24 protein-coding genes and 6 tRNA genes are annotated in these 25,990 nt (G+C 37.2%); 24 read left to right on the forward strand and 6 right to left on the reverse strand.

Annotation, left to right across the window (positions count from 1 at the left end):
- The first annotated feature begins 101 nt into the window (after positions 1–101).
- The 4 genes from KBP50_RS07815 to KBP50_RS07830 are packed head-to-tail and all read left to right on the forward strand — an operon-like array spanning position 102 to position 4,164.
- Positions 102–806, forward strand: a complete 705-nt coding sequence (locus KBP50_RS07815) for a tRNA (adenine(22)-N(1))-methyltransferase (protein WP_050353091.1) — start codon at positions 102–104, stop codon at positions 804–806.
- A complete protein-coding gene (locus KBP50_RS07820) occupies positions 796–1,911 on the forward strand; it encodes a Nif3-like dinuclear metal center hexameric protein (protein WP_050353090.1) in 1,116 nt (371 codons plus the stop codon). Before KBP50_RS07815 ends, KBP50_RS07820 begins: the two co-directional genes overlap by 11 nt.
- Before the next feature lie 23 nt (positions 1,912–1,934).
- Entirely contained in the window at positions 1,935–3,245 is a 1,311-nt protein-coding gene (locus KBP50_RS07825; RefSeq protein WP_050353089.1) for a DEAD/DEAH box helicase, read from the forward strand.
- A gap of 25 nt (positions 3,246–3,270) precedes the next feature.
- Positions 3,271–4,164 carry a deoxyribonuclease IV gene (locus KBP50_RS07830; protein ID WP_050353088.1) on the forward strand — a complete coding sequence of 298 codons (894 nt, stop codon included), beginning with the start codon at positions 3,271–3,273 and terminating at the stop codon, positions 4,162–4,164.
- 349 nt (positions 4,165–4,513) lie between these two features.
- On the opposite strand, the gene KBP50_RS07835 is transcribed toward KBP50_RS07830, so the two are convergent.
- Positions 4,514–4,798, reverse strand: coding sequence for a DUF2624 domain-containing protein (locus KBP50_RS07835; protein ID WP_050353087.1), 285 nt, complete (start codon positions 4,796–4,798; stop codon positions 4,514–4,516).
- Positions 4,799–4,973: 175 nt separating this feature from the next.
- On the opposite strand from KBP50_RS07835, the gene KBP50_RS07840 reads away from it, so the two are divergent.
- Positions 4,974–5,345: a hypothetical protein gene (locus tag KBP50_RS07840; protein WP_050353086.1), complete on the forward strand. Its 372-nt coding sequence runs from the start codon at positions 4,974–4,976 to the stop codon at positions 5,343–5,345.
- Between the two features lie 146 nt (positions 5,346–5,491).
- Here KBP50_RS07840 and KBP50_RS07845 read toward each other — a convergent pair whose 3' ends face one another.
- The gene (locus tag KBP50_RS07845; protein WP_050353085.1) at positions 5,492–5,821 is read right to left on the reverse strand and encodes a hypothetical protein; all 330 of its coding nucleotides are present in this window, start codon (positions 5,819–5,821) and stop codon (positions 5,492–5,494) included.
- An 80-nt stretch (positions 5,822–5,901) separates the two neighbouring features.
- Here KBP50_RS07845 and KBP50_RS07850 point away from each other — a divergent pair, with 80 nt between their 5' ends.
- The 8 genes from KBP50_RS07850 to KBP50_RS07885 all read left to right on the forward strand — a co-directional run bounded on the left by KBP50_RS07850 (position 5,902) and on the right by KBP50_RS07885 (position 10,200).
- Positions 5,902–6,531: an NfeD family protein gene (locus KBP50_RS07850; RefSeq protein WP_050353084.1), complete on the forward strand. Its 630-nt coding sequence runs from the start codon at positions 5,902–5,904 to the stop codon at positions 6,529–6,531.
- Between the two features lie 1,220 nt (positions 6,532–7,751).
- A complete protein-coding gene (locus tag KBP50_RS07855; protein ID WP_050353083.1) occupies positions 7,752–9,377 on the forward strand; it encodes a Na/Pi cotransporter family protein in 1,626 nt (541 codons plus the stop codon).
- Between the two features lie 269 nt (positions 9,378–9,646).
- Positions 9,647–9,721, forward strand: a tRNA-Asn gene (locus tag KBP50_RS07860).
- Positions 9,722–9,725: 4 nt separating this feature from the next.
- A tRNA-Met gene (locus tag KBP50_RS07865) sits at positions 9,726–9,799 on the forward strand.
- Positions 9,800–9,818: 19 nt separating this feature from the next.
- A tRNA-His gene (locus tag KBP50_RS07870) sits at positions 9,819–9,894 on the forward strand.
- A gap of 14 nt (positions 9,895–9,908) precedes the next feature.
- Positions 9,909–9,985: transfer RNA gene (locus KBP50_RS07875), tRNA-Ile, on the forward strand.
- Positions 9,986–9,995: 10 nt separating this feature from the next.
- Positions 9,996–10,088: transfer RNA gene (locus KBP50_RS07880), tRNA-Ser, on the forward strand.
- A gap of 36 nt (positions 10,089–10,124) precedes the next feature.
- A tRNA-Phe gene (locus tag KBP50_RS07885) sits at positions 10,125–10,200 on the forward strand.
- Between the two features lie 264 nt (positions 10,201–10,464).
- On the opposite strand, the gene KBP50_RS07890 is transcribed toward KBP50_RS07885, so the two are convergent.
- The gene (locus KBP50_RS07890) at positions 10,465–10,782 is read right to left on the reverse strand and encodes a hypothetical protein (protein WP_128743501.1); all 318 of its coding nucleotides are present in this window, start codon (positions 10,780–10,782) and stop codon (positions 10,465–10,467) included.
- Between the two features lie 56 nt (positions 10,783–10,838).
- Here KBP50_RS07890 and KBP50_RS07895 point away from each other — a divergent pair, with 56 nt between their 5' ends.
- From KBP50_RS07895 to phoU, 4 genes are all read left to right on the forward strand, one after another.
- Complete coding sequence (locus KBP50_RS07895; RefSeq protein WP_050353082.1) at positions 10,839–11,450, forward strand: superoxide dismutase; 612 nt, start codon at positions 10,839–10,841, stop codon at positions 11,448–11,450.
- A 261-nt stretch (positions 11,451–11,711) separates the two neighbouring features.
- On the forward strand, positions 11,712–12,983 hold the full coding sequence (locus KBP50_RS07900) for an MFS transporter (protein WP_050353081.1): 1,272 nt from the start codon (positions 11,712–11,714) through the stop codon (positions 12,981–12,983).
- Positions 12,984–13,113: 130 nt separating this feature from the next.
- A complete protein-coding gene (locus KBP50_RS07905; RefSeq protein ID WP_050353080.1) occupies positions 13,114–15,186 on the forward strand; it encodes a peptidoglycan D,D-transpeptidase FtsI family protein in 2,073 nt (690 codons plus the stop codon).
- Positions 15,187–15,848: 662 nt separating this feature from the next.
- A complete protein-coding gene (phoU, locus tag KBP50_RS07910; protein ID WP_050353079.1) occupies positions 15,849–16,505 on the forward strand; it encodes a phosphate signaling complex protein PhoU in 657 nt (218 codons plus the stop codon).
- 98 nt (positions 16,506–16,603) lie between these two features.
- Here phoU and KBP50_RS07915 read toward each other — a convergent pair whose 3' ends face one another.
- Together KBP50_RS07915 and KBP50_RS07920 are read right to left on the reverse strand one after the other, a co-directional pair.
- The gene (locus tag KBP50_RS07915) at positions 16,604–17,209 is read right to left on the reverse strand and encodes an endolytic transglycosylase MltG (RefSeq protein WP_050353078.1); all 606 of its coding nucleotides are present in this window, start codon (positions 17,207–17,209) and stop codon (positions 16,604–16,606) included.
- Between the two features lie 17 nt (positions 17,210–17,226).
- A complete protein-coding gene (locus KBP50_RS07920; protein ID WP_050353077.1) occupies positions 17,227–17,445 on the reverse strand; it encodes a hypothetical protein in 219 nt (72 codons plus the stop codon).
- 330 nt (positions 17,446–17,775) lie between these two features.
- Between KBP50_RS07920 and rpmG the strand changes: the two genes are divergently transcribed.
- The 4 genes from rpmG (at position 17,776) to KBP50_RS07940 (ending at position 20,861) form a co-directional block, all read left to right on the forward strand.
- Positions 17,776–17,925 carry a 50S ribosomal protein L33 gene (gene rpmG / locus KBP50_RS07925; protein WP_050353076.1) on the forward strand — a complete coding sequence of 50 codons (150 nt, stop codon included), beginning with the start codon at positions 17,776–17,778 and terminating at the stop codon, positions 17,923–17,925.
- A gap of 150 nt (positions 17,926–18,075) precedes the next feature.
- The gene (locus KBP50_RS07930) at positions 18,076–18,642 is read left to right on the forward strand and encodes a 5-formyltetrahydrofolate cyclo-ligase (protein WP_050353075.1); all 567 of its coding nucleotides are present in this window, start codon (positions 18,076–18,078) and stop codon (positions 18,640–18,642) included.
- Between the two features lie 79 nt (positions 18,643–18,721).
- A complete protein-coding gene (locus KBP50_RS07935) occupies positions 18,722–18,910 on the forward strand; it encodes a hypothetical protein (protein ID WP_050353074.1) in 189 nt (62 codons plus the stop codon).
- 391 nt (positions 18,911–19,301) lie between these two features.
- A complete protein-coding gene (locus KBP50_RS07940; RefSeq protein WP_050353073.1) occupies positions 19,302–20,861 on the forward strand; it encodes a rhomboid family intramembrane serine protease in 1,560 nt (519 codons plus the stop codon).
- A 303-nt stretch (positions 20,862–21,164) separates the two neighbouring features.
- Here KBP50_RS07940 and KBP50_RS07945 read toward each other — a convergent pair whose 3' ends face one another.
- The gene (locus KBP50_RS07945; protein ID WP_050353553.1) at positions 21,165–22,025 is read right to left on the reverse strand and encodes a hypothetical protein; all 861 of its coding nucleotides are present in this window, start codon (positions 22,023–22,025) and stop codon (positions 21,165–21,167) included.
- 143 nt (positions 22,026–22,168) lie between these two features.
- Between KBP50_RS07945 and KBP50_RS07950 the strand changes: the two genes are divergently transcribed.
- The 3 genes from KBP50_RS07950 (at position 22,169) to KBP50_RS07960 (ending at position 25,394) form a co-directional block, all read left to right on the forward strand.
- Positions 22,169–23,626 carry a spore germination protein gene (locus KBP50_RS07950; RefSeq protein ID WP_050353072.1) on the forward strand — a complete coding sequence of 486 codons (1,458 nt, stop codon included), beginning with the start codon at positions 22,169–22,171 and terminating at the stop codon, positions 23,624–23,626.
- Positions 23,627–24,195: 569 nt separating this feature from the next.
- Positions 24,196–24,408 (forward strand): YqgQ family protein, encoded by a 213-nt coding sequence (locus KBP50_RS07955; RefSeq protein WP_050353071.1) that lies wholly within the window; start codon positions 24,196–24,198, stop codon positions 24,406–24,408.
- A gap of 2 nt (positions 24,409–24,410) precedes the next feature.
- Positions 24,411–25,394 carry an ROK family glucokinase gene (locus tag KBP50_RS07960; protein WP_269466271.1) on the forward strand — a complete coding sequence of 328 codons (984 nt, stop codon included), beginning with the start codon at positions 24,411–24,413 and terminating at the stop codon, positions 25,392–25,394.
- The last annotated feature ends 596 nt before the right edge of the window (positions 25,395–25,990 follow it).

Here is a 25,990-nt window from a genome sequence, read left to right on the forward strand (position 1 = left end):
ATAGTACTGTGCTTGGATGCTAGCCCTCACTAAAATGTCCTTGAATCTTTTACTAATTCATACCTTTTTATGCGTAATAATTCGTTATTGGAGGATAGAACGTGAACGTTAAGATTTCGAAACGACTGGAGCAAGTAGCTTCATTTCTACCTAAAGGAGCAATATTTGCAGATATTGGCTCAGACCATGCATATTTACCATGCTATGTATGTCAAAAAGATCCTACGGCAGTTGCTATTGCTGGAGAAGTAAATAAAGGTCCATATCAAAGAGCAGTGGAGACAGTTCAGGCATATAGTCTTCAAGGGCAGGTTGAAGTTCGCCATGGCAATGGACTGGAAATAATACAAGCGAATGAGGTGCAGCAAGTGGTCATTGCTGGCATGGGTGGTACATTAATTCGAGATATTCTTGATAGAGGAAAAGACAAGCTACCAACCACTGACCAAATTATTGCGCAACCGAATGTAGATGCAAGAGCGGTTCGGAAATGGTTAGGTAATCATGGATTTACCATTACCGATGAAGATATAATAGAAGAGAATGGACACTGCTATGAAATAATCAACGCAAAGCGCTTAAGGATATCTGAAAAACAAAATATGGATGAGAAAGCCTTATTATTTGGTCCTTTATTATTGCGAAAAAAGCCATCAGCGTTCTACAAAAAGTGGGAACAGGAGGCAAATAAGCTGGAGCGTGTGTTAGAACAAATAAACCAAGCTACCAAAGTGGATCAAAAGAAACAGGAACAATTTATGCAAGAATGGAAATGGATGAAGGAGGTAATCCAAGATGAAAAGTGAATGCATTACTGGTGATGTCTTTCAGTTTATGGAACAACTAGCGCCGAGACAATTGGCTTATGACTGGGATCCAGTCGGCTTGCAAGTTGGGAGTCATAACAAGCCCGTAAAAAAAGTAATGGTTACTCTAGATGTACTGGAAGCTGTTGTAGATGAAGCAATAGCTGAAAATGTGGATGTTATTATCGCCCATCATCCATTATTATTTAAACCCGTTCAGCAAATTAATACAACTACACCTACTGGACGTATTATACAAAAACTGTTAACGAATGATATTACGGTATATGCTGCACATACTAATTTAGATATAACGAAAAATGGAGTAAACGATGCATTATGTGATGCTATAGGTATAACCAATACTCGTGTTCTCGTTGAAAAGGAAAGTGAACAGTTGATTAAGCTGGCTGTTTATGTTCCAAAAACACATGTTGAAGAAGTAAGAAATGCGATTAGTGAAGCGGGTGCTGGCCATATCGGAAATTACAGCCATTGTACATTTCAAACAACTGGACTAGGAACTTTTAAGCCGCTAAAAGGAACAAACCCCTTCATTGGATCTGTAGATCAGCTTGAACGAGTAGAAGAAGTAAAGCTAGAGTCTATTATTGAGCAAAGCAAATTACCTTCTGCATTAAATGCAATCCGACAATCGCACCCGTATGAAGAGCCAGCGTATGATTTGTTTCCGCTAAAAAATGAAGGAAACGTATATGGTCTAGGAAGAATAGGCGAATTAACAAAAACGGTCGATTTAAAGACGTTTTGTAACCACGTTAAAGCTTCTTTAAAGCTCGATTATTTACGTGTTATCGGAAGGTTGGACAAGCAGGTTAAAACGGTTGCGGTACTTGGAGGGAGCGGGGAAAAGTTTATTCATCAAGCTAAGAGACAAGGAGCCGATGTGTTTATAACAGGGGACATGACGTTTCATCTTGCTCAAGACGCGCAAGAAATGGGCTTGGCAGTGATAGATGCTGGACACTACGCTGAAAAAGTGATGAAAACTTCAGTGCAGGAATATTTAATATCTTGCTTTAGCGATACAAATGTAGAAGTAATTGTGTCAACAACGAATACAAATCCATTTCAATATGTGTAAATGAAATGGGAAGGAGTACATGCATGAATAATACATTTCAAGAATTTCCTTTTGTTCCTGTTATGGAACAAGTAATTAAACAGTTAGAATTTCAAGAACCTACACCAATCCAACAGCAAGTTATTCCAGCTGTTTTAGATGGAAAGAGCGTAATTGGACAATCGAAAACAGGCTCAGGGAAAAGTCATGCTTTTTTATTGCCATTGCTTAATGGGATTGATGAGGATAAAAATCAAGTCCAAGCCGTTATAACAGCACCAACGAGGGAACTAGCTACACAGTTATATGATGAAGTTAAAAAGATCGTTCGCTATGCTGATAAAGAAGGAAAGTGGACTGCAAAGCTGTTGGTTGGTGGTACCGATAAACAAAAAATGGTGGAAAAGCTGAAGCAGCCTCCTAAAATTATTGTCGGAACTCCAGGCAGAATTTTGGCTATGGTGAAGGAAAATGCCATATCTATTTATTCAGCCAATAGCTTCGTCATAGATGAAGCGGATTTAATGCTTGACTTAGGATTTATCCAAGAAGTGGATCAACTATTAGTTCGGTGTCATCCTGATGTACAGATATTAGTTTTTTCAGCTACCATCCCGCAAGCTTTACAGCACTTTTTTAAAAAATATTTGCAACATCCGGTACACATTAAAATTGCTGATGAAATTTCTCCCGAAACGATGGAGCACCGTCTTATTTACTTGAAGCATAGAGAAGAAGCAACGATCATCGCTGAGATTTCGAAGGTGATCCAGCCTTATTTGGCTATCATCTTTACAAATGGAAAAGAGAAAGCAAATGAATTAGCAGCTTCTCTTCAGGGGAAGGGAATAGAGGCGGGTCTGATTCATGGCGGGTTATCTCCTCGAGAGCGAAAGCGTGTATTGAAAGAGATTCAAAATTTGCGCTATCAATATATAGTTGCAACTGATCTGGCAGCGCGTGGTATTGATATTAAAGGCGTTAGCCACGTGATTAATGCGCAGTTCCCTAAAGAAGAAGACTTTTATATTCACCGTGTTGGCAGAACAGCACGAGCAGGTATGGAAGGTACAGCGATTAGCATTTATCAATCGGAGGACTTACCACTCATTAAAAAGTTGGAAGAAAAGGGTTTAGTTTTTACGTATGTGGATGTTCGTGATGGAGAATGGCATGCAGCAAAGCCTTGGAACCAACGTTCGCTCCGCTCAAAACAGGGGACGGATATCGATAAGGAAGCATGGAAACGAGTAAAAAAAGCCAAAAAAGTAAAACCGGGATATAAGAAAAAATTGCAACAGGAAAAAGAAGCGATTAAAAAGCGATTATCCAAAAGCAAATATAAAAAGAGGTAGTACGTATTTAGGAGAGGTGAACGTAATGTTGAAAATCGGGTCACATGTATCGATGAGCGGTAAAAAAATGTTACAAGGTTCCTCGGAAGAAGCGGTATCTTACGGTGCGAATACGTTTATGATTTATACAGGCGCACCGCAAAATACGCGCCGGAAGCCCATTGAGGAATTGAATCTTGAAGCAGGTAAAGCGCATATGAAAGAGCATGGTATTGAGGAAATTATTGTCCATGCCCCGTATATTATTAACATTGGGAATTCTACGAAACCACAAACATTTCAATTAGGAGTCGATTTTTTAAGAAGTGAAATCGAGCGAACTGACGCCATTGGAGCAAGGCAAATTGTTCTTCATCCAGGTGCTCATGTTGGTGCAGGAGCTGATACAGGGATCAAACAAATTGTTACAGGGTTAAATGAAGTTTTAGAAAAGGATAAAGATGTTCAAATTGCTCTAGAAACGATGGCTGGAAAGGGTTCTGAAATAGGTAGAAGTTTTGACGAATTAGCTAAAATCATAGATGGGGTAACCCATAATGAAAAACTATCTGTTTGCTTTGATACATGTCATGTCCATGACGCGGGGTACGATATTGTGAATGATTTTGATGGTGTCCTAAATGAATTTGACAAAATTATTGGCGTAGACCGAATAAAAGTAGTCCATGTCAACGATAGTAAAAATGAGATAGGAGCACATAAGGACCGACATGAGAATATCGGCTTTGGTCATATCGGTTTCGATGCTTTATTATATGTCATTAACCATCCGCAATTAACGGAGTTACCGAAAATTTTAGAGACACCTTATGTAGGAGAAGACAAGAAAAATAAAAAGCCTCCATATCGACATGAAATCGAAATGATCAAAACTGGGAAATTCGATAACAAATTAAAAGAAAAAATTATGGCGCAATAAAAGTTGTAAGCGAAAACCCCTTTATTCACGAAAAGTTATGAGATAAAGGGGTTTTCATGGAGATTAGTCACCTAAATGCGTATTTCACAAGAGGTCTTTAGGACATACTATTACGGTACTACCAATCAGTGGGTGATGAATGAAAACGCCTACTGATGGAAGATTGACCTTATCCTGCATGAAACAGGTCTTATTTGGATGTAATTCCTAAGTGTAAGTAGTGGATTAACTGTAAGATAAATGTCAGATCCCCTTCCAAGGGTTCTTTGGGTAATATGCCTGTAGTGTATTTACTATTCGTGAAGAAATAAATAAAACCACTGATTGAATTTCCGTTATGCGTGCATCGTTAACGAAATAAATGACCCAGTCCATAAGAATGAATAAGTTCATTAAATAATTTTTGTGCCTTTTTTGCTGTTGCTGGATCTGTGATGTGCGCTAGTTCTTGCAGCATTTTTTTCCTTCCTTCTGCATGAAATGGATCTACGTTATGCTGTTTTAAGTAAGTGGTTATCTGTTCGGCCTCTTGAGTCGTTAAAGAAAACCCATATTGTTTTCCATAGTAAATTATTTCCTGAACAGACAGTTGTTTTAACTTCTTTTGAATGATATCTTTAATGAAATTTGCCATCCCTTTAACTCCCTTTAAAACGTTCTACATTACTATATGTTTTACGGGGTGTAAACTCAACTTGTCCTTATTAATTTTCACTATATACAAGCCTTTCCAATTAATAACACCTGTAAAATTGATAAAAAAACATAAGCTAAGTGTGTACCTCAAATGAAAAAGGAGGTCTCATACGATGGATCAATATCCGAATAGAGGAATGAAGGATGTTGAAGAACCACCGAATTATGGTGAAGAAAGAAAAAACCAAGATTTCGTTGGTGTTGAACCAGACAGCTCAAGGGATGAAGAATTTGCTACTGAAATAACTGCAGATGATGTAGGCTCAGAAGTAAATGAAGATATCGATGGAAATACAACCTTTGGATGGGTTGGTATTGCGTTATCCATTATTTCGTTTTTTATCTGGCCAATCATTTTTGGTACTGCAGGTATTGTTCTTGGATTTATGTCCAGGAGCAGAGGTGCAGATGCATTAGGGAACATTGCGATAGCAGCAGGAGCAGTCTCCATTCTTATCACTTTGTTTATTTTACCATTTGTTTAAAGGAAGGGCGCTTGCTCCTTCCTGTTTTTTTGTCAACCATGAGAACGTTGTAAAATATCCTCCTAAAGAATATTAAAAAGGCAGCGTGTAGAATTCTGACACGTGGGGAATGAAAGGTATAAATGGACTTGCGTACATTTGTTTGTCTAATAATATTTAGGAAAATAGTATATTTCACCCGGCGATAGGGAAAAGGGGTCTGAGTTAGGGTTACTTAATTGGAAATCACTTAAAATCCGATTTACATCTAAATCTTGATGTAATTGAGGGTTTATCCGCTCCACAATAGAAAGAACGGTATCATCTGGCTGTACTTTAATAGGGATAACATGATAAATAGTAGAAGAGGAGGAGGCATCACGAACAACCTCATCTTCTTTTTGGGAATGGATATTTTCTTGCGTGATATCCTGATAAATAATATAAACAGCCATAAGACCTACGATTAAGGAAAACATTTTTTTGATAAAATCCATAGAATTAACTCCTTGTCATGAAACCATTCGTTACCCAAAAACGTATAAAATATAAGTAGTATGGAGAGGGGGTCACGATTTTGACTGTTTTCGAGATGGAATGGATCGGGATATTAATTACTGGATTCGCTACTTTATTCCTCATCGGTGAAATTTTAGTTAATATGCGGGGTCTTTTTGGATTATTAGGAATCGGGTTTATTACTGTATATTTTGGTGCATATGTTGAAGCAAGCTCGATTATTATTATGCTTATTATTTATTTTGTTGGATTATTACTTATTATCATTGATGGAAAATTAATAAATGACGGAACGCTGGCGACGATCGGTTTAGCAAGTATGCTAACTGCTGTTGCACTTCCTGCACCAAGCTTAACATCTGGATTATATGCTGTGTTAGGGGTTCTCTTAGGCGGTGGAGCTTCACTATTATTTTTAAAGGTATTTAAGCGCAGAGAAATGTGGAATAAAATTACACTAAAAGATCAGCTAACGAAGGAGGCTGGTTATAATTCCATGAATGAAACCTATGAGAAGCTAGTTGGTGAAGAAGGGATTACATTAACGGATCTGAGACCAGTTGGTACCATTCGGATTCATCGAAAAGATTATAGCGCCATATCAAACGGGCAATGGATTGAAAAAGGCACAAAGATTAGAGTTGTTCAAGTAGATGGAACTCGAATCTTAGTAGAAAAAATGGAGTAACACGAACAAAGGCGCGGGGCGCCCGTTTACCAACGTAGTGAATGGAACGAATCAACTAAAGATTTAGGAATCATGCCACTAAAACAGGGGGATGCCGACGTCTGGGCGGCAAGCCCGTTTTTAGTCGGCCTTCCTCTTAGTGACGAGCCGATGAGGCCTTATCGTAGGCTCATTTCTAAAGTCGCATCGTTGCTGGGCGCTTGCGCCGGACGTGACTAGTCGGTTATTTCGTTATCCCAAGCACCTAATTTTATGCTTTCTTATTTTGTAAAAAAGAACACCAGTGGGTGCTCTTTTTTTGCGTTTAAAATCCTTTTGCTTTAAAACGATAATAGTTGTCTTTTAAATAGAGGTTATGTTTTGTCGCAATGGAAAACAGGAGGTATAGCAGCTTGCTTAATAACGCAAAATATTATAATGGCACCAATGACAGCCCTCCTTTTTGTATTTAAAATCAGACTTCATGTTAAAGTGAAACGCTCATCAGTCAAGTATATTGGAATTTATAACTAGGTAGACCGGGAAAATGGATGGTGTTTTAAATAAGACACCTGATTCTTTATCCCGTATATAAGGTGCTGTAAGATTCCCACTTCATGGAGTTGGATAATATCTGTATATAAATGCTAATTTAAGTACGTACAAAAATGCTCGTTTAACCGTGTAGATTTTTGATCCCCAGTGTATATTATAACTTTACTTGGATGGGCGAGCATGATAGCCTTGTTCGGTCAGCCAGCCCTTGTAATAGCTGGCTTTTGGCTGCCGAATCATGCGAGTAGAGGTCTCCATGTCAAGTGGTAATTATTCATGCACATGTATAGGGAAGCACACTTTAAGCAAAAGTGTACATGCTTAGACAAGCAAAAATGTACATTTTGAAATGGACATTGATAATCTGTACTGCAACAAGTCTAAGTGGGAGATAACAGTACCTAAATACCCTATTTCGTAAAAAGCCTTTAGGTCATACCATTACGGTATTTAACAATCAATGGGGGTGAATGAAAACCCCCACTGATTGAAGATTCACTTTACATCGTTTTTCATAAGCGAAATTTTTTTGTGTACGGTTATATTCTAAGTACGTAAAAAGAATAAAAACCCCAATTGTAAATTTAGTGTTAAAAATATTTATAACTACTTTACAAAAAGTTTATATATACTTAATATTGGTATGGTGCGACAAGATTCAACATGATGAAGGGTAGGTATGAATTTTGGAAATTGATATTCAGAAACTGATTTTTGAATTCATCGGTGGGCTAGGTATTTTCCTTCTTGGTATTAAATATATGGGAGAAGGCCTTCAAAAGTCAGCCGGCGATCGATTACGAGATATTTTGGATAGATTTACAAGCAATCCGTTTATGGGTGTGCTCGCTGGAGTCATTGTTACCATTTTAATTCAAAGTAGTTCGGGTACAACGGTTTTAACTGTAGGACTTGTCAATGCTGGCTTTATGACATTAAGACAGGCAATTGGTGTAATTATGGGAGCGAATATAGGTACAACTATTACAGCTTTTATTATTGGAATTGATATTGGAGCATATGCATTACCAATTATCGCAGTCGGTTGTTTTCTGTTGTTTTTCTTTAAAAATAAAAAAGCAAATGCGATTGGACAAGCTGTATTTGGATTTGGTGCATTATTCTTTGGTTTAGAGCTAATGAGTAACGGAATGAAACCATTACGAAGTTTGGAAGCATTCCAAGAATTAACGGTTAGCATGAGTGATACTCCGATTCTTGGGGTTGTTATCGGTACGGTTTTTACATTAATTGTGCAAAGTTCTAGTGCAACGATTGGTATTTTACAAGGGCTATTTGCTGAAGGCGCAATGGAATTAAAAGCAGCTATTCCTGTTCTGTTTGGTGATAACCTTGGTACAACCATTACAGCAGTATTAGCTTCTCTTGGGGCTACTGTAGCGGCAAAACGCGCTGCATTTACACATGTTATTTTTAACCTTGTAGGAGCTACCGTTTTTATCATTATTCTTGATTTATTTACAATATTTGTCGCTTTCCTACAGGACCAATTTTCGCTTAGCCCGGAAATGACGTTAGCATTTGCGCATGGAAGCTTTAATATTACCAATACAATTATCCAATTTCCATTTATTGGGGGATTGGCCTGGTTGGTAACAAAAATGATCCCCGGCGAAGATTCGATTATAGAATACAAGCCCAAACATTTGGATCCTATCTTTATACAGCAATCTCCGACATTGGCGTTAGACCAAGCGAAATCGGAACTTGTTCGCATGGGAGAGTATGCATATAAAGGTTTAGAAGAAACAAATAAGTATTTAAATACACATTTAATGAAGCATTCTGAAATGGCGATGCAAATTGAAGGAGCTTTAAATAATTTAGATCGGAAAATTACGAATTATTTAATAAGTTTGTCAACGGAATCACTTTCTGAATTAGAAAGTGCAAAGCATTCTACATTATTGGATTCTGTTCGTGATATTGAACGTATAGGGGATCATTTTGAGAATATTGTTGAGCTCATCGACTATAAAATTTCCAATAAAGTACATTTAACAGATAAGGCAAAAGAAGACTTAAATGAAATGTTTGAATTAACAATTTCTACTGTCCAGCAAGCAGTAGAAGCTCTAGAAGATATGAATCGAGAGGAAGCACTTGCTGTTATTCAAAAAGAAGACCAAATCGATAAGATGGAGCGGAACTTCCGTAAACGACATATTATCCGTATGAATGAAGGAGTTTGCAGTGGTTCCGGGGGGATTGTGTTTGTTGATATTATTAGTAATTTAGAACGGATTGGGGATCATGCTGTGAATATTGCTGAGGATGTATTAGGAGATTAACCTTTACTTTTTCTGCCTCGTCTCTAATTGGGATGAGGCAGAGGAGCTTTGGTTACTTAATAAAAAATAGAAAATTTTAATTTTGTCTTTTTGTATTGCATTCCCAATCAAATGATGCTATAGTTAATATTGTCGTTTTTAAGAGATGGCGACATATGATATACATAATCGAACAAAATTAAATTTTTCTTTATTAAACGATTGACAGAAGTTGTCGAACGTGGTAAATTATATCTTGTCGCTATAATATAAGGTGACATTAAAACTGTTCCACAGTAGCTCAGTGGTAGAGCAATCGGCTGTTAACCGATCGGTCGTAGGTTCGAATCCTACCTGTGGAGCCAAATTGGCGGTGTAGCTCAGCTGGCGAGAGCGTACGGTTCATACCCGTGAGGTCGTGGGTTCGATCCCCTCCACCGCCATTATTATTTAATTCGTACGGCGGTCGTGGCGAAGTGGTTAACGCACCGGATTGTGGCTCCGGCACACGTGGGTTCGATCCCCACCGGTCGCCCCATTAATAAACGAATTGGACCCTTAGCTCAGTTGGTTAGAGCTATCGGCTCATAACCGATCGGTCGCAGGTTCGAGTCCTGCAGGGTCCACCATTATTTACTTGGAGGTATACCCAAGTCTGGTTGAAGGGATCGGTCTTGAAAACCGACAGGGGTGTAATAGCCCGCGGGGGTTCGAATCCCTCTACCTCCTCCATACATAAGATTTTTTCGAAATACAACTTTACATATAGGCTCGGTAGCTCAGTCGGTAGAGCAAGGGACTGAAAATCCCTGTGTCGGCGGTTCGATTCCGTCCCGAGCCACCATTTTTGTAACAAGCATTTGCTTGTTTTTTTGTTGTATAGGAAACGATAAAATGAGGTGCTTGTGGATAATGAAATAATCGAATAGTCACGTCCGGCGCATGAGCCCGGCAACGATGCGACTTTAGAAATGCACCCTACGATAAGGCCTCATCGGTTCATCGTAAAGAGGAAGGCCGACTAAAAACGGGCTTGCCGCTCAGGCGTCGGCATGTTCCTGTTTTTAGTGGTATGATTCCTAAATCTTTAGTTGATTCGTTCCATTCGCTACGTTGCTAAACGGGCGCCCCGCGCCTTTGTTCCACTATAGGAAAGTATAAGATTTCTTTGTTTATAGTATAAGAAAAACAAAAGGCTTTCGCCATAAGACTTGGCGACAAGCCAAGTTTTTCTAATATTGGCTAAAAATGAATTACTGTATACGATCCTGCAATCATTGCCTTCCTCTAGCAAACGGGTTTTCACCCTTTCAAGAAATTTAAGCTCACTCCTTTTTTTAAGGGTTGTGAGATAAGTTGCTTCGTTTAACTTGGTAAATAAATGCATATGATTTGCAACATCTAATAAGCTTTGATACCCTTTCAATAAAAGGGTGAATATTCGATCCTTTTTTACAAAATGGATATGAGGAGGAAGGAATAATGGCTAAATTTGAATTACCTGAACTACCATATGCTTATGATGCATTAGAGCCTACGATTGACAAGGAGACAATGAACATTCACCATACGAAGCACCATAATACGTATGTCACTAAATTAAACGGTGCTTTAGAAGGACATGCAGAGCTGCAAAATAAATCTTTAAAAGATTTAATGAGCAATTTAGATGCTGTGCCAGAAAATATCCGTACTGCAGTAAGAAACAATGGTGGTGGACATGCTAACCACAGTCTTTTCTGGAAAGTTCTTTCCCCAAATGGTGGTGGAGAACCTACAGGAGAACTCGCTACTAAAATGAAGGATGCTTTTGGAAGCTTTGATAAGTTCAAAGAACAATTCGAAAGTGCTGCAGCTGGACGCTTTGGTTCAGGATGGGCTTGGTTAGTTGTTAATAACGGAAATCTAGAGATTATGAGCACGCCAAACCAAGATTCTCCATTAATGGAAGGTAAAACGCCTATTTTTGGGGTAGATGTTTGGGAACACGCATATTATCTAAAATATCAAAACAGACGTCCAGAATATCTTTCAGCGATCTGGAATGTTGTTAACTGGGACGAAGTAGCTAAAAACTATAATGAAGCAAAATAATATAGATACAACAGTAAAAAGCATGTGATAAGTCACATGCTTTTTATTTGGTTACATAAATATGAACAGTTTTGAGGGTTTCAGCTTGATTCTCCATATGTACAGTACTTCAGGTTTAATAAACTGAAAGGCGTTGATTGGGTAAAAATTATCCAGCAATTATAGTTAACCATTTCTCTTCATGTTTTCGATATGCGGTTGTTTGTATATCTGTTTCTCAATTGCTCAAACTAGTAGTGACATAAAAAAGGGGAATCAGATATGCAGAAAAGCCACTTCTTTCATTTTGACAACAATAATATTAATAAGGACTTCATCTTTTTACTTATAATCGGCGGTTTGTATTCATTAGGTCTGTTTCTATCCAATACATTTGTAAATATTTATCTGTGGAAACAGTCAGGGGACTATATAACGATTGCTGTCTACAATCTAGCTATTTACATTTTTCAGCCGATCACTTTTATTATCGCTGGTAAATTAGCTAAGAAGGTAGACCGTGTCATTGTATTGAGGCTAGGAGTAATTTTCCTCTCACTCTTTTTTTTAAATGTTCTTTTAATAGGCGAAAAGGCGGCCTACTTTAATTTCATGTTAGGGGGGCTATTAGGCATCGGTTATGGTTTTTACTGGCTAGCTTTTAACGTATTAACTTTTGAAATAACCGAACCAGATACACGGGATTTTTTTAATGGATTTTTAGGTGTGCTGCAATCATTCAGTGGAATGATTGGACCGTTATTAGCAGGCATCATCATTGCAAAAATGGAAGCAAATATTGGCTACACCGTTATATTTTCCGTTTCTTTTCTTATGTTTATTTGCGCTGTGGTGATTAGTTTTTTTCTAAAACAAAGAAAAGCTGAAGGGAATTTCTATTTTCGCAGGGTACTAACAGAACGTTACCATAATAAAAATTGGAAAAGAATTCAAAATGCTCATATTTTCCAAGGGCTGCGCGAGGGTATATTTGCATTTATCATTGCAATTTGGGTGTTTTTAATTACCCAGAGTGAGTTTTCTTTAGGGATGTTTAATTTAGTATTTTCAGGATTCTCGCTGGTGTTTTATTTTATAGGGACCAAAATAATCAAACCTTCTATGCGAAAAAAATCAATATTATTTGGCAGTCTAATATTATATTTTTCCATAGCGCTAATTATTTTTGATATTAGCTATGTACAGTTGTTAATTTACGCTGTCTTTATCGGAAGTGCTTATCCAATCATAATGATCCCATACGTTTCTTTAACCTATGATGTCATAGGAAAAGCTTGGAAAGCAAAGGAATATCGCGTGGAATATATTGTCGTGCGTGAGTTATTTGTAAATATAGGAAGAGTCATTTCCATTTCTGTTTTTCTACTTTCCGTTTCCCTTATGGATGCTGAGTTAATCATCCCGTATTTATTAGCTGTGTTTGGCACAGGGCATATCTTTATTTATTTGTTTGTAAAACATATATACTTGGAAAGTAAGATGGAAAACCAAGTGTTGCTTAAAGAACAGCTAACAGACGAAAAAAATCGGTAGGATCGCGTTTAATAAACAGCTGTAATTGAACTAACTGCTTAAGAATTTAAAAATAGATGAAATACATGACATAAAAATGATATAATATAAATTGCTTGATAGAAGAGAGACATCATATGGGGGAGAAACAATGAAGAAAAAGAAGAAAAAGGCGCAGCTTCCCTTTCGGATAAACCTATTGTTTTTTATTGTTTTTTTAATGTTTGCGGGACTCATATTACAACTGGGTGTTGTGCAAATTTTAAATGGCGAAGAATTTCAGAAAGAAATTGACCGGACTGTAAAAGATACAACAAAAGTTCCCGTACCTAGAGGGAAAATGTATGATAGTAGTCATCAAGTCATTGTCGATAATAAACCGCTCTATTCTATTACCTACACCCCGCCAAAGGGAACGCAAGCAGAAGATCGCTTGGAGCTAGCAGAAAAATTGGCAAAGTATATCTCTATGGAAAGCGATAAGGTAACGGAGCGAAACAAGAAAGAATATTGGTACTTAAAAAACAAAAAAAAGGCAGATAAGCGTTTAAAAAAGAAAGAAGCTGCAAAGTTAGACAATGCAGAGCAATACAATACCATTTTAGATAGAATCTCGGAAGACGAAATATCGGGGTTCTCCGAACAGGAGCTCGAAGTTATTGCGATTAAAGCAGAATTAGACAAAGCATATTCATTAACACCGCAAATTATTAAAAACGAAGATGTAACAGCGGAAGAATATGCTACGGTTTCTGAACATCTAGCTGAACTTCCAGGCATCAATGCAACGACAGACTGGAACAGAGAGTATCCTTATGATGATACAATGAGAAGCTTACTTGGATCGATAACATCGCAAGAGCAAGGTATATTAGCTGATAAGGAGCAATACTATTTAACTAGAGGCTACAGTCGAAATGACCGTGTTGGTAAAAGCGGCTTAGAGGAATATTATGAGGATGTACTCCGCGGACGAAAAGAACAAATTCAGTATACGACGACAAAATCAGGAGATGTAGTGGACAGCAAAACAGTCGTAGAAGGGCAGCGCGGAAAAGATTTAGTGTTAACGATGGATATGGACTTTCAGGAAAAAGTGGACAAAATTGTGCGAGATGAGTTAAAGACAGCCGTTCAGAAGTATCCTTATGATAATCGATACTTAAAAGATGCTTTGGCAGTAGTAATAAATCCTAAAACAGGCGAAATTCTCGCTGTCAGCGGACAAACGAGAGATGGTAATCAATATAAAGATGCTACGATAAAAACACTTTATGATGCACATCGTCCTGGATCTGTTGTTAAAGGTGCGACGGTATTAGCTGGGCTGGATTCAGGTGTCATCTCACCTGGTCAGACGTTTGTTGATCGACCGATAAAAATCAAAGGAACGCCACAAAAAGGCTCTTATCAATCTTTAGGAGCTGTAAATGACATTACAGCGTTGAAACTATCATCCAACGTGTATATGTTTTATATTGCTCTTAAAATGGGCGGGGAGAATCGCTATCCGTTTCCACAAAATGGAAAGGCGGCGTTTGATCCTGCGGCATGGCAGGAAATGAGAAATTATTTTCAGCAGTTTGGGTTAGGAGTGGGAACGGGAATCGATTTCCCATTTGAAAGTGTTGGTTATGAAGGACCAACTAAATCTGCAGCTGGACTATTAATGGACCAGGCGATTGGACAGTACGATACGTATACGACCATGCAGCTAGCGCAATATGTTTCAACGATTGCTAATGATGGTTATCGTGTGCGCCCGCATTTTTTAAAGGAAATACGTGAACCAAGCAGATCCGACAAGCAGTTAGGAAGCGTGTATCGGAGTGAGAAGACAAAAGTATTAAATCAGATTCAAATGGATCAAGCATATATTGATCGAGTGCAAGAGGGGTTCCGACAAGCTTTTCAAGAGCGGAATGGAACCGTATTTAGTTATGGAAGTTCAAGGGATTATAAACCTGCTGGAAAATCAGGAACAGCGCAAAATGCGATCTATAAAGATGGGAAGCAAATTGCGGAAACAGAAAACCTTTCATTAGTAGGCTATGCCCCTTATGACGACCCTGAAATCGCTTTTGCCGTAATGGTTCCGAATGTAGGGCTTGGCAATGGTTATAGGGTTAACTATGAAATTGGTTTTAAAATAATGGATGCTTATTTTGAGGCGAAAAAAGATAGTGATAAAGACGATACAGATACAGCATCGGAAGACGGATAGAAAAAGAAACGTACAGAGCCACGTCTGTACGTTTCTTTTTTTTCCCCCGAATGAAAGGGACTGCTATTTCAAGATTAAAGGGTAAATAAAAAGGCTTTGTGTAAGATAATGACAGCTAAACTCCCAAATTAATGAACTTGTAAGATGTAGAATTCAAAAGGTGGGACACGTATAAAAAAAGTATATTCTCTTTTTAAGGAGAACAAAAATTTTACCCTTTGTTCGATTTTCAAGCGCTTGTTCACTTTATATACGGCATATAAGGTGCTGTAAGACTCCCACTTCAGGAGTTGGATAAATTGTACAGCAACAAGTCTAAGCGGGAGATAACAGCACCTAAATGTCCTATTTCGTAAGAAGCCTTTAGGTCATACCATTACGGTACTAACAAGCCGTGAGGGATGAATAAAACTCCCTACTGGTGGAAGATTCACTTTATAGTAGCCTTTGTTTAGAAGATGTAAAAGAACAAAATTTGTTTTCAGTCTTGTAAATAATTTCTATATTTTACTAAATGCATAAAAAATTATTTATTAATCATTAACTCAAATAAACAGAAATACGTGTTAACGTAAAATTTACAAAAAATTAATGTTTACTCCATAATAGGTACATAGTGTTTTGCTATGATAGTATCACGTTGATAAATAGGAGGTAATGATATGCAGACGAGGGGGCAGTTTGACCAAGAGCTGAAAGAAATAGATCAGGAAATTGTAGAATTGGCTAATTTAACAGAAAAAGCTTTGGCAAACGCTGTTCGAGCGTTATTTAATCAGGATATTGACCTAGCTGAGCAAGTAATCGAGGCTGACAAAGTAATTGATAAGAAAGACTTAGAAATAAATGATAAAGTCGTGCTTTTAATTGCAAAACAAAACCCAGTCGCAACGGATTTACGCCGTCTAATAACGGCTATTAAGATTGTTGCCGACTTAGAACGGATGGCTGATAATGCTAGAAATATTGCACGATCTACCATTCGGTTGGGAGAAAATAAAGAAGTGCTCATCCCGAATCGGTTAAACACTATGCAAGAAACATTGGTAAATATGCTTCACACAGCTATCACAGCTTTCACGGAAGAAGACGACAAGCTGGCAGCTCAATTATCCGAAATGGACGATGCTGTGGATAGGGAAAATAAACTCATTCTAAGTGAATTATTAGGAGAAACAGCAACGAATCCAGATAAGATTCAATATATTATGCAAATCTCTCTATGCTCAAGGTATCTAGAGCGCTTTGGGGACCATATTACTAATATCGGAGAGAGTATTTTATACTTGATTAAAGGTGAAAATTATAATTTAAATTAACTCTATTAAATTAGCAAATTCGTTTCAGTTGCCGCTGTTGCATTAAGTATTTTATGAAAATAAAAAAGCTGAGAAGCAGTTAGTTCTGCTTCTTAGCTTTATTTTGTAATTGCTTCAGCAATTTCTTTTAAACTCATGTCACTGGACACTTTAAATTTACCCAGCTGTACTTTTTGACTATAATCATTGTCTTCTAAATACGCATTAAATTTTGCAGCGTCATCAATGATATCATTTGCTTCGAGCTGGTCACTAATTTCTGAAGAAGGCATTCCTTCTTTAATATTTACTGTAAATGTCTTCTTTTCATCTTCTTTATTTTTTTCTTTGTCCGCTGCTTGCTTTTTATCATCATTTTGTTTAGCTTTGTTTTTATCTTCTTTATCGGCATTCTGGTTTTCTTGCTTGTCTTCGTTGTTATCGGACTTATCTTCTGCAGATTTAGCTTTTGTATCTGGCTGTTGCTCGTTCTTCGCAGCGGTTGCTTCATCTTCAACTTCATCTTCAACTTCATCTACAGATACCGCAATATACTCAGAATTTGTCAGTACATGGTAACCTTTATCCTCCACCAATGTAACCAACTCTTCATCAGAGAGGTTGTCAGCGGTTTGAATGTTTCCATTCGTGAAAAAATAAACCCCTAACATGATTATACCAGCTGTTAAGAGGCCGATACCAAATAGGCGTATAGGCTGTTTCATCTTGTCCTCCTCCCTTGTTACGATTTGTTTTCTATACGATTGTCTGTGAAGTTCTCAGTTAATAGTTCTTCTTCCAGAATCTTAATTTTCTTTTTCATTTGATATGTATCTTGCATCGTTGTAATGGAAAATTGTTCTAATTGACTTTCAACCTGCTCGATTCGATCATTCATGAAAAAGGATATAGCAAGTAAAACGATTCCGACTGCAATAATGGAAATAATTGCATATATCATCTGCTTCCCTCCTTCTACTCAATACTAGTTATAACATAAAATGATGTCGAAATGCCATTACAAATTTATTATTTTTTGTAGAAAGAAGCATAAATATGCTTCTTAACAATAAAAAACATGTATAGCACTTATCGTTTGGATGGAAGTAGCCATCATGTATGCCCATTGGGGCTTCTCACTTTAAACAGGTCCCCTTTTGACATGTCTCACGATAAAGTTTATCTCGTTTAAATTCTTGCTTGTTTGGCTAACATTTGGTATTATAAATAAGTCTGAAATGAAATTATCGCTAATGAAGCAACAATTTGGTAAAGTTTGGAGGGAAAAATGATGCGCGTTAACATTACTTTAGCTTGTACAGAAACGGGAGATCGTAATTATATTACAACTAAAAATAAACGTACTAATCCTGAGCGTCTTGAGCTTATGAAATACAGTCCACGTCTTAAAAAACATACTTTACATCGTGAAACAAAATAACGATTATAATAGAACCTTTATCTTTGAGATAAGGGTTTTATTATTATTTTCAATACATAAATACAAAAACGGAAATTCAATCACATACTAAATATCCTATCTAAAGTTCCGCACAAACCTTTTCAATTTTAAAAAGGGAGGAGATCTCTTGTGACAAAAGAACAACTTCGAAAGTCCACCATAACTATCTTAAATCAAATGGATGCGGCGCAAAGAAAAAAAGTTGAACAGCAGTTACATCATCAATTGGTTACTTCATCAATTTGGAAGAACGCAGATACTATTGGGATTACGATCTCGAAAGGTTTTGAATGGGATACAAATAAACTAATTAAACAAGCTTGGGAACAAGGTAAAACCGTTTGCGCACCTAAATGTGTGCCTGCAACAAAAACAATGGATTTTTACGCATTTCATACATATGACCAATTAGAAGTTGTTTATTATCGTCTGTTAGAGCCAGACCCAAGTAAAACCGTATATATACCTCCTGCTAACATTGATTTGTTAGTGGTACCAGGTATTGTATTTGATCAGAAAGGCTACCGCATTGGTTTCGGGGGCGGGTATTATGATCGGTTTTTAGTAGGGTTTCCGAATTTTACTGTATCCATTTTGCATAGCAGTCAACTAATTGAATCTATACCAAAGAACGTATTTGATATACCCGTACAGCATTTAATTACAGAAGCAGGTTTGTTGCTGAAAAAAAAGTAGATGGTGGATCGGTTTTTTCTGCATAAAATATATCAGCTGTGATCATAACTAAGAACATCAATGATAAAGAGGTGTTCCTATGCGTATGATCGTATTATTTGCTGGTACTATGGCTGCAGTTGCTTTAGTATTTAAATGGCGTTATCGGATATTAAATACACTATTGGCAATTGGCTTTTTAAGAAAATTTGCTGTACAGTTATCTATGAGTTCTCCTTCCATCCGTCGTATTTTTATACCATGGATGTTTCAAGGCAAATCCAATTGATAATATTTGGATTAGGCTTTTTTATTTCGAATAATATATAGTGCCGTAAAACTCTCACTTTACCAATTGCATGGATACTAAAAAGGCTAGGTGGGAGATAAGGCTCCTAAATTCCCGATTCGTTTAAGATCCTTTTGGACCCTTGCGATACCAACAATTAGTGGGGGAAGAAGCCCCCCTAATTGGAGATTAACTTTGTGAAAACGAATACTATTAGCGGGGCTGAATGATTTGGATACAGAAGAAGTATTAGTCCCGTAAACGTTATCTTACATAAATAATACATATAGGTTGTGAATTCATCTTTGCTATCCATACATGGTAAAATAGCTTGTATAAAAAGAAATAGGGAAGAATAATAGAAACAGAGAACGTTAGGGGAGATGTGATAATGTATTTAGATGAACAGTATGCGATGTATAGAATGGCTTATCAATTTGTTTCCCGCGATGAATATGATGTTCTTTATGTAAATGAACAAGGAAATGAAATTTGGTTAGAAAAAAATGCTGGGAAGAACTCGAAAGTCTTACGATTGATCAATCAGGGATTTGATTGGAAGAACCATTTAAAAAAAGACATCGCAGTCGTTTTTCAAAAAGTAAAAGCAATGAAGAAGTTTTTAAGAGCAAAACATATTCAAATACATAATATTTATATATCAGAGTACGCTCCTGTTGATTCTTGGGAGTTCTTAAAGCAACCGATGAAGTTAAATGAAAAACAACCAATCACGATGAAATTATATTATTTGTCTAATTCTCATTATGAGGAAGAAAAGCAAAGATTGGAAAAAGAAATTGGAATTTCGTCTCTGGATGTTGATTTCTCAAATGAAGAAACAGTGAAGGAAGAACGAGTAGCCTCTTATAAACAATTTTTAAGACAGCGGGTTTTGGATGACAAGAAACATACAGAAGGGATGTTTTCTTTTGGAAAGCCTAGACTTACATATATCATATTACTTTTATGTGTGAGTTTATTTCTCATGTTGGAAACAAATGGTGGGAGTGAAAACATACAAACACTGATACAATTTGGTGCGAAATTTAACCCTGCCATCATGGAAGATGGAGAATGGTGGCGAATCGTCAGCTCCATGTTTTTACATATTGGTTGGTTACACTTAGTAATGAATATGATTGCTGTCTACTACTTGGGCACATTAGTCGAGCGGATTTACGGTTCCCTTCGATTTTTAATAATTTATTTTCTTGCCGGAATTGGTGGCGGAATAGCAAGCTTTGCCTTCTCGGCAAATATTGCTGCAGGTGCGTCAGGGGCTTTATTTGGTTTATTCGGAGCCTTACTGTTTTTCGGTCTTCACCATCGCCGGATTTTTTTCCAAACGATAGGAACCAACGTGATTATGTTAATTGGTATCAACATTGTGTTTGGCTTTTCAATTCCTGCAATTGACAATGGCGCCCATCTTGGTGGGTTAGTTGCCGGTTTTATTGCTTCTGGCATTGTCCATTTACCTAAACAGAAAGAATGGGGCAAGCAAATCGGTGCAGTTCTCGTCTATTTAGCACTTGCTTTTGGAATCATACAATATGGCGTAGCCAATAACATGAGTTCACCAATGTATTATATTATGCAGATCGATGAATTAGTAAAAGAAGAAAATTATGAACAAGTTATCACGGAAGCAAACGATGCCTTACGTAATAGTGAAGGTGATGAAAAATGGAGAGCGGCTATATTATTTAACCGTGCCTATGCATATATAAAATTAAATCAACAGGATTTAGCCATTAAAGATTTAAAACAAAGTATACAATTGGATCGAAATTTTCCGGAAGCACATTATAACCTTGCTTTAATTTACTATCAGCAAGGAAATATGGAGGAAGCGGAAGAATTAATCGAAAAAGCTTATCAATTAGATCCTAATAATGATGATTTTATCAATATGTATGAGCAGATCACAGGTGAAAAAGTTAAATAACAGCTTGCTTCTTATTATCTATGAACAAACAGGAAAGTGGTCATTGTTTACACAAAGCAACTTATATCTGCTCGAATAAAGAATTTTCCATCAGTAGGGAGTTTCATTCATCCCACACAGCTTGTTAGTACCGTAATGGTATGACCTATTCCGAAATAGGACATTTAGGTGCTGTTATCTCCAACTTAAACTTGTTGCAGTACAGATTACCCAAATCCTGAAGTGGGAGTCTTACAGCACTTTACATACGGGATAAACTTTTTTTGTTTGTCTTTTTAATCATTATACTTATCGAATAATGACCTATTGGGAAAAGGAATAGTTTTGAATCAGCTTTTCCTTTTTCCCATTCACTTCATAAAGCACAAGCAAATGCTTGTTTTGTTTATCAAATAGAATGATTGGAATATAGCTGTCAACCACTTTTTCGGCGTTTACGATGGGTAAAAGATAATTTTTGTATAATCCTTCCCAAAGTTGTCCAATAACCTTATCAGTTTGCGCTTGTGTTAAACCGGACAGAGCTTGATTCTTAAATTTATCCAAATCCGTTAATGGCACATGATAATACGCTTTTTCATCAATACTGAAATAATCAAATAAAGTGTTCCAATAGTATGTAAGTTGTTGCATAGATGCACGGTCGAGTAAGGCTTTCCACTCTTTTTCGTAACGTGTAGAAGGAGTTTTGAATGAATCTAATGCTGCAGCAGGTGAGTCAATAACGTAAAGATGATCACTTGACATTTGCTGGATACTATTGATTTGGTTACCTTGTTTATGAATTTCACCATGATGGAATGAAATAGCCTCATATAAACTACTATCTTCTAAAGTAAGCATTTTTTTTAAATGAATCGCATCCGTATCCTGTATCCACTTAGACACCGCTCCTCTGAGCCTCCCATTATCAAATAATAAGGAAACGTCCTGCCTTAAATATACAGGGATTTCCGTTGTAGAAGATGCTTTCCACATGATTTCATAGTCATCTTTCCCTTTTTCAGTAAGAAGTTGTAAATCTGTTTCAGCAGCCGTAAAAGAGAGCTCTTCATCGATTGGAAAATAAGTAATCGCAGGTTTAGACTGTAAACCAATTATATAGACAAAGGTAAAAAAACTAGTTAATGCAACAATCACAATTATGATCGACCATTTTTTCATCAAACCACGTCCTTTTAACATGCTTGTCTCATACATTCTATGTTGCATTCATGAGAGGTATGCTGATTTAATGCAGGAAATGTATAGAACGTCGCTTGTTGTTGAACACTATCCATAGTAATTTAAATGGAACAGGTGAGCATATGCAAAAGGAAGGACAATCACTATTTTCATCGTTTGAAAAAAATCGCGACTATATCCATGAGCGATTGGCGGTCGATCAAAGCTTTGATATTATTCAACGTGACTTGGAGTATGCAGGTATTAAAATGGCTTTGTTTGTCATTGATGGTTTTGGTAAGGATGATATTTTACTTTATATCATGCAGCTATTTGCGGAACTGGATACGGAAGACTTACAGCCAAATGCATTAAAAAAACTATTGGAAAGATATATTCCTTATATAGAAGTGGATGAAGCGGATGATTTAAACGAGGTAAGTGACCTTATTCTTGGTGGACCTGCTGCCTTAGTTGTAGAAGGGGCAGACAAAATCATCATTATTGATGCCAGAACTTATCCTGCTCGTACTCCACAGGAACCAGATTTAGAGAGAGTTGTCCGCGGTTCTCGGGACGGATACGTGGAAACGATTATTTTTAATACAGCATTGACGAGGAGAAGAGTTCGAGATCGTTCCTTGCGCATGGAATATATGCAAATTGGTAGAAGGTCGAAAACGGATATTTGTATTTGCTATTTAGCAGACATAGCTGATGAACACAGAGTGGATAGTTTAAAGAAAAAGCTCGAAGCGATTGATACAGATGGACTTCCCATGGCAGAAAAGACGATTGAAGAATATATTAGTGGAAGGCACTGGAACCCTTATCCAACAGTCAGATATACAGAACGTCCTGATACAGCTGCAACGCATCTTTATGAAGGACACGTCATTATTATTATTGATGGTTCACCAAGTGTAACGATAACTCCTGCTACATATGCACATCACCTGCAGCATGCGGAGGAATATAGACAAAAACCTTTAGTCGGAGCTTATTTGCGGTTTGTACGTTTTTTTGCAGTTTTAGCTTCCATTTTTATTCTTCCGTTATATTATTTATTTACAAAGCACCCTGAGTATTTGCCAACTAATCTGCAGTATATTGGACCTGATGAAGCGGGTGTCGTTCCGCTGCTTGTCCAATTTTTACTGGCAGAAGTGGGGATAGATGTTTTACGTATGGCAGCTATTCATACTCCTTCTTCACTAGCGACTGCTCTTGGTTTAGTGGCAGCTATTATGATTGGTGAAGTTTCGGTTCAGGTAGGCTGGTTTTCGCATGAGGTTGTGTTATATTTAGCGGTAGCTGCTATTGGTACGTATGCGACGCCCAGTTATGAGTTAAGCTTAGCAAATCGTTTAGCACGGATTTTCTTGCTTTTAACTGTAGCTTTATTTGGAGGAGTTGGCTATATCGCAGGGATAACGATTTGGATACTATATTTGGTCAGAATGGAATCTTTTCACGTAGCCTACTTTTGGCCATTTATACCATTTTCGTATCGTCCTTTTCGAGATGTGTTTCTACGCTCACCAATTCCGCTGAAAAATCGCAGACCCGCTTTTTTACATCCAAAAGATCCAGATCGGTAGTCATATGTAGATTTGCCATCTTGAAGGCAAACGTATTTACAAAAGAATTGGTAAAAACTCGGCGCTTGGAGTCGAGTTTTTTTATAAGATAAAAAGTATAAAATGAGGTGCTTGTGGATAACGAAATAACCGAATAGCCACGTCCGGCTCATGAGCCCAGCAACTAGGCGACTTTAGAATGTGCCCTACGATAAGGCCTCATCGGTTCGTCGCTAAGGGGAAGGCCGACTAAAAACGGGCTTGCCGCTCAGGCGTCGGCATACTCCTGTTTTTAGTGGCATGATTCCTAAATCTTTAGTTGATTCGTTCCATTCGCTACGTTGCTAAACGGGCGCCCCGCGCCTTTGTTCCACTATAGGAAAGTATAAGATTTTTTTGGTTTATAGTATAAGAAAAACAAAGGCTTCCGCCATAAGACTTGGCGACAAGCCAAGTTTTTCTAATATAATTGAAATATATTAATATAAATGCAATACTTGAGATAAGAGCAATTTTGGTCAAAAAATTTCATTTTTCTCATAGTAATTTTCTTTCGTTCATGAATTTAGTATAATAAATTTGGTGATTTTATGAAATCGATTTATGAAATACAGCAATTTTTAAGGAAATATGGTACATTTATTTATACTGGGAGTCGATTAGGAGACTTGCAGATGATGGAGTTAGAAATAAATGAATTATATCAGCTTGGCTTTATAGAAAACAAACTATTCATGGAAGCAAAATTATTACTAAAAAAAGAGATGACATCAGTGCAAAAGCAGAAAAAGGGGAGTCTATAGCTGTGGAACAAATTATTATTGGTATGGATATTGGTGGAACAACTGCAAAATTGGGACTAATTAGTGACATAGGTGATATTATCTACAAATGGGAAGTCCCAACAAATACCGATGGTGGCGGTCAACATATAGTCGATGATATTTGGAATTCGGTTAGTCAAAAGCTGCAAGAATTACAATATAAACAAGACCAAGTACTTGGAATAGGGGTTGGTGCTCCTGGATTTATAGAAGATAAGACAGGGTTTGTATATGAAGCGGTAAATATCGGATGGAAAAACTATCCTTTAGGTGAATTCCTCACTGAAAGATCCAAGCTTCCAGTATTTGTTGAGAATGATGCAAATGTAGCTGCTTTAGGAGAAAACTGGCGTGGAGCAGGCAATCAAGTAGCTAATTTAATAGCGATTACACTTGGTACTGGTGTAGGCGGCGGTATTATTGCAAACGGTAGAGTTGTTAGTGGAGAAGCAGGTATTGGAGGGGAGATCGGTCACGTAATTGTCGATCTAAATGGCTCTAATTGTAATTGTGGTAGGAAAGGATGCTTAGAAACCATAGCTTCTGCTACTGGTATTGCACGACAGGCGATAGAAAAAGCACAGTCTTCACCTGAAAGTGGATTAGCAAAAATCTTAGCTGCAAATGGGTCGTTGACTTCTAAAGATGTTTTTCAACTAGCGGAAGAAGATGACTCAGAGGCAAAGGAAATTGTTGCATATACAATGGACGTTTTAGGCATGGCAATTGCAAATATGTGTGTGACACTTAGTCCAGCAAAAGTATTAATTGGTGGAGGGGTTTCAAAAGCTGGACAACCTTTACTGACGGCTATAGAAAAAGCGTTTGTTCGCTATGCACTCCCTAAGATAAGTGAGAATTGTGAGTTGAAATTTGCTCAGTTGGGAAATGATGCAGGGATTATTGGAGCAGCCTTTCTAGTAAAGCAGAAGCTAGAGAAAAAAATATTTGGTGAAGAAATTTAGTAATCTATGAAACTTTTTTAATAACTAAAACGTCTAATTAATATGTATGTTTTATAGAGATTTAAAGAAGTAATTGAAATTCATCGTTAGAAGCAGTAGAATTTGTCCCGCATATAAGGTGCTGTAAGATTCCTACTTCAAGTATTGAAGGATTCATACTACAACAGGTCTAAGTGGGAGATAACAGCACCTAAATGTCCTATATCGTAAGAGGTCTTTAGGTCATACCATTATGGTACTAACAATCAGTGGGGATGAAAGAAACCCCATGCGGATGGAAGATTCACTTTATGCGATCACTTGCGTCTGGTTTTGTGAGTCGCTATTTTCCTGTCTTTATCAAGAGTGTTCTAAATGTTTTGAATGATATTGCATTTGTGACAAGCAGGTATTTATAGGTATGTAAGCCTTAAAAAAAGTTTAATTCGTAAACAGAAAGGGTATAGAAACTTATCCAGAACTGTAACCTTCATGTTGTAAGATGCATATATCATGCAATATGTTTCTGTTCTACTAATTTTGCTAAGGAACTTTAAGCTGTTCACATCATGTCAGACTATTTCAGCCATGAGAGTAACTGGCTTGAATTAGCAAAA

Source organism: Virgibacillus pantothenticus (assembly GCF_018075365.1).
GTDB classification, from domain to species: Bacteria; Bacillota; Bacilli; order Bacillales; family Amphibacillaceae; genus Virgibacillus; species Virgibacillus pantothenticus.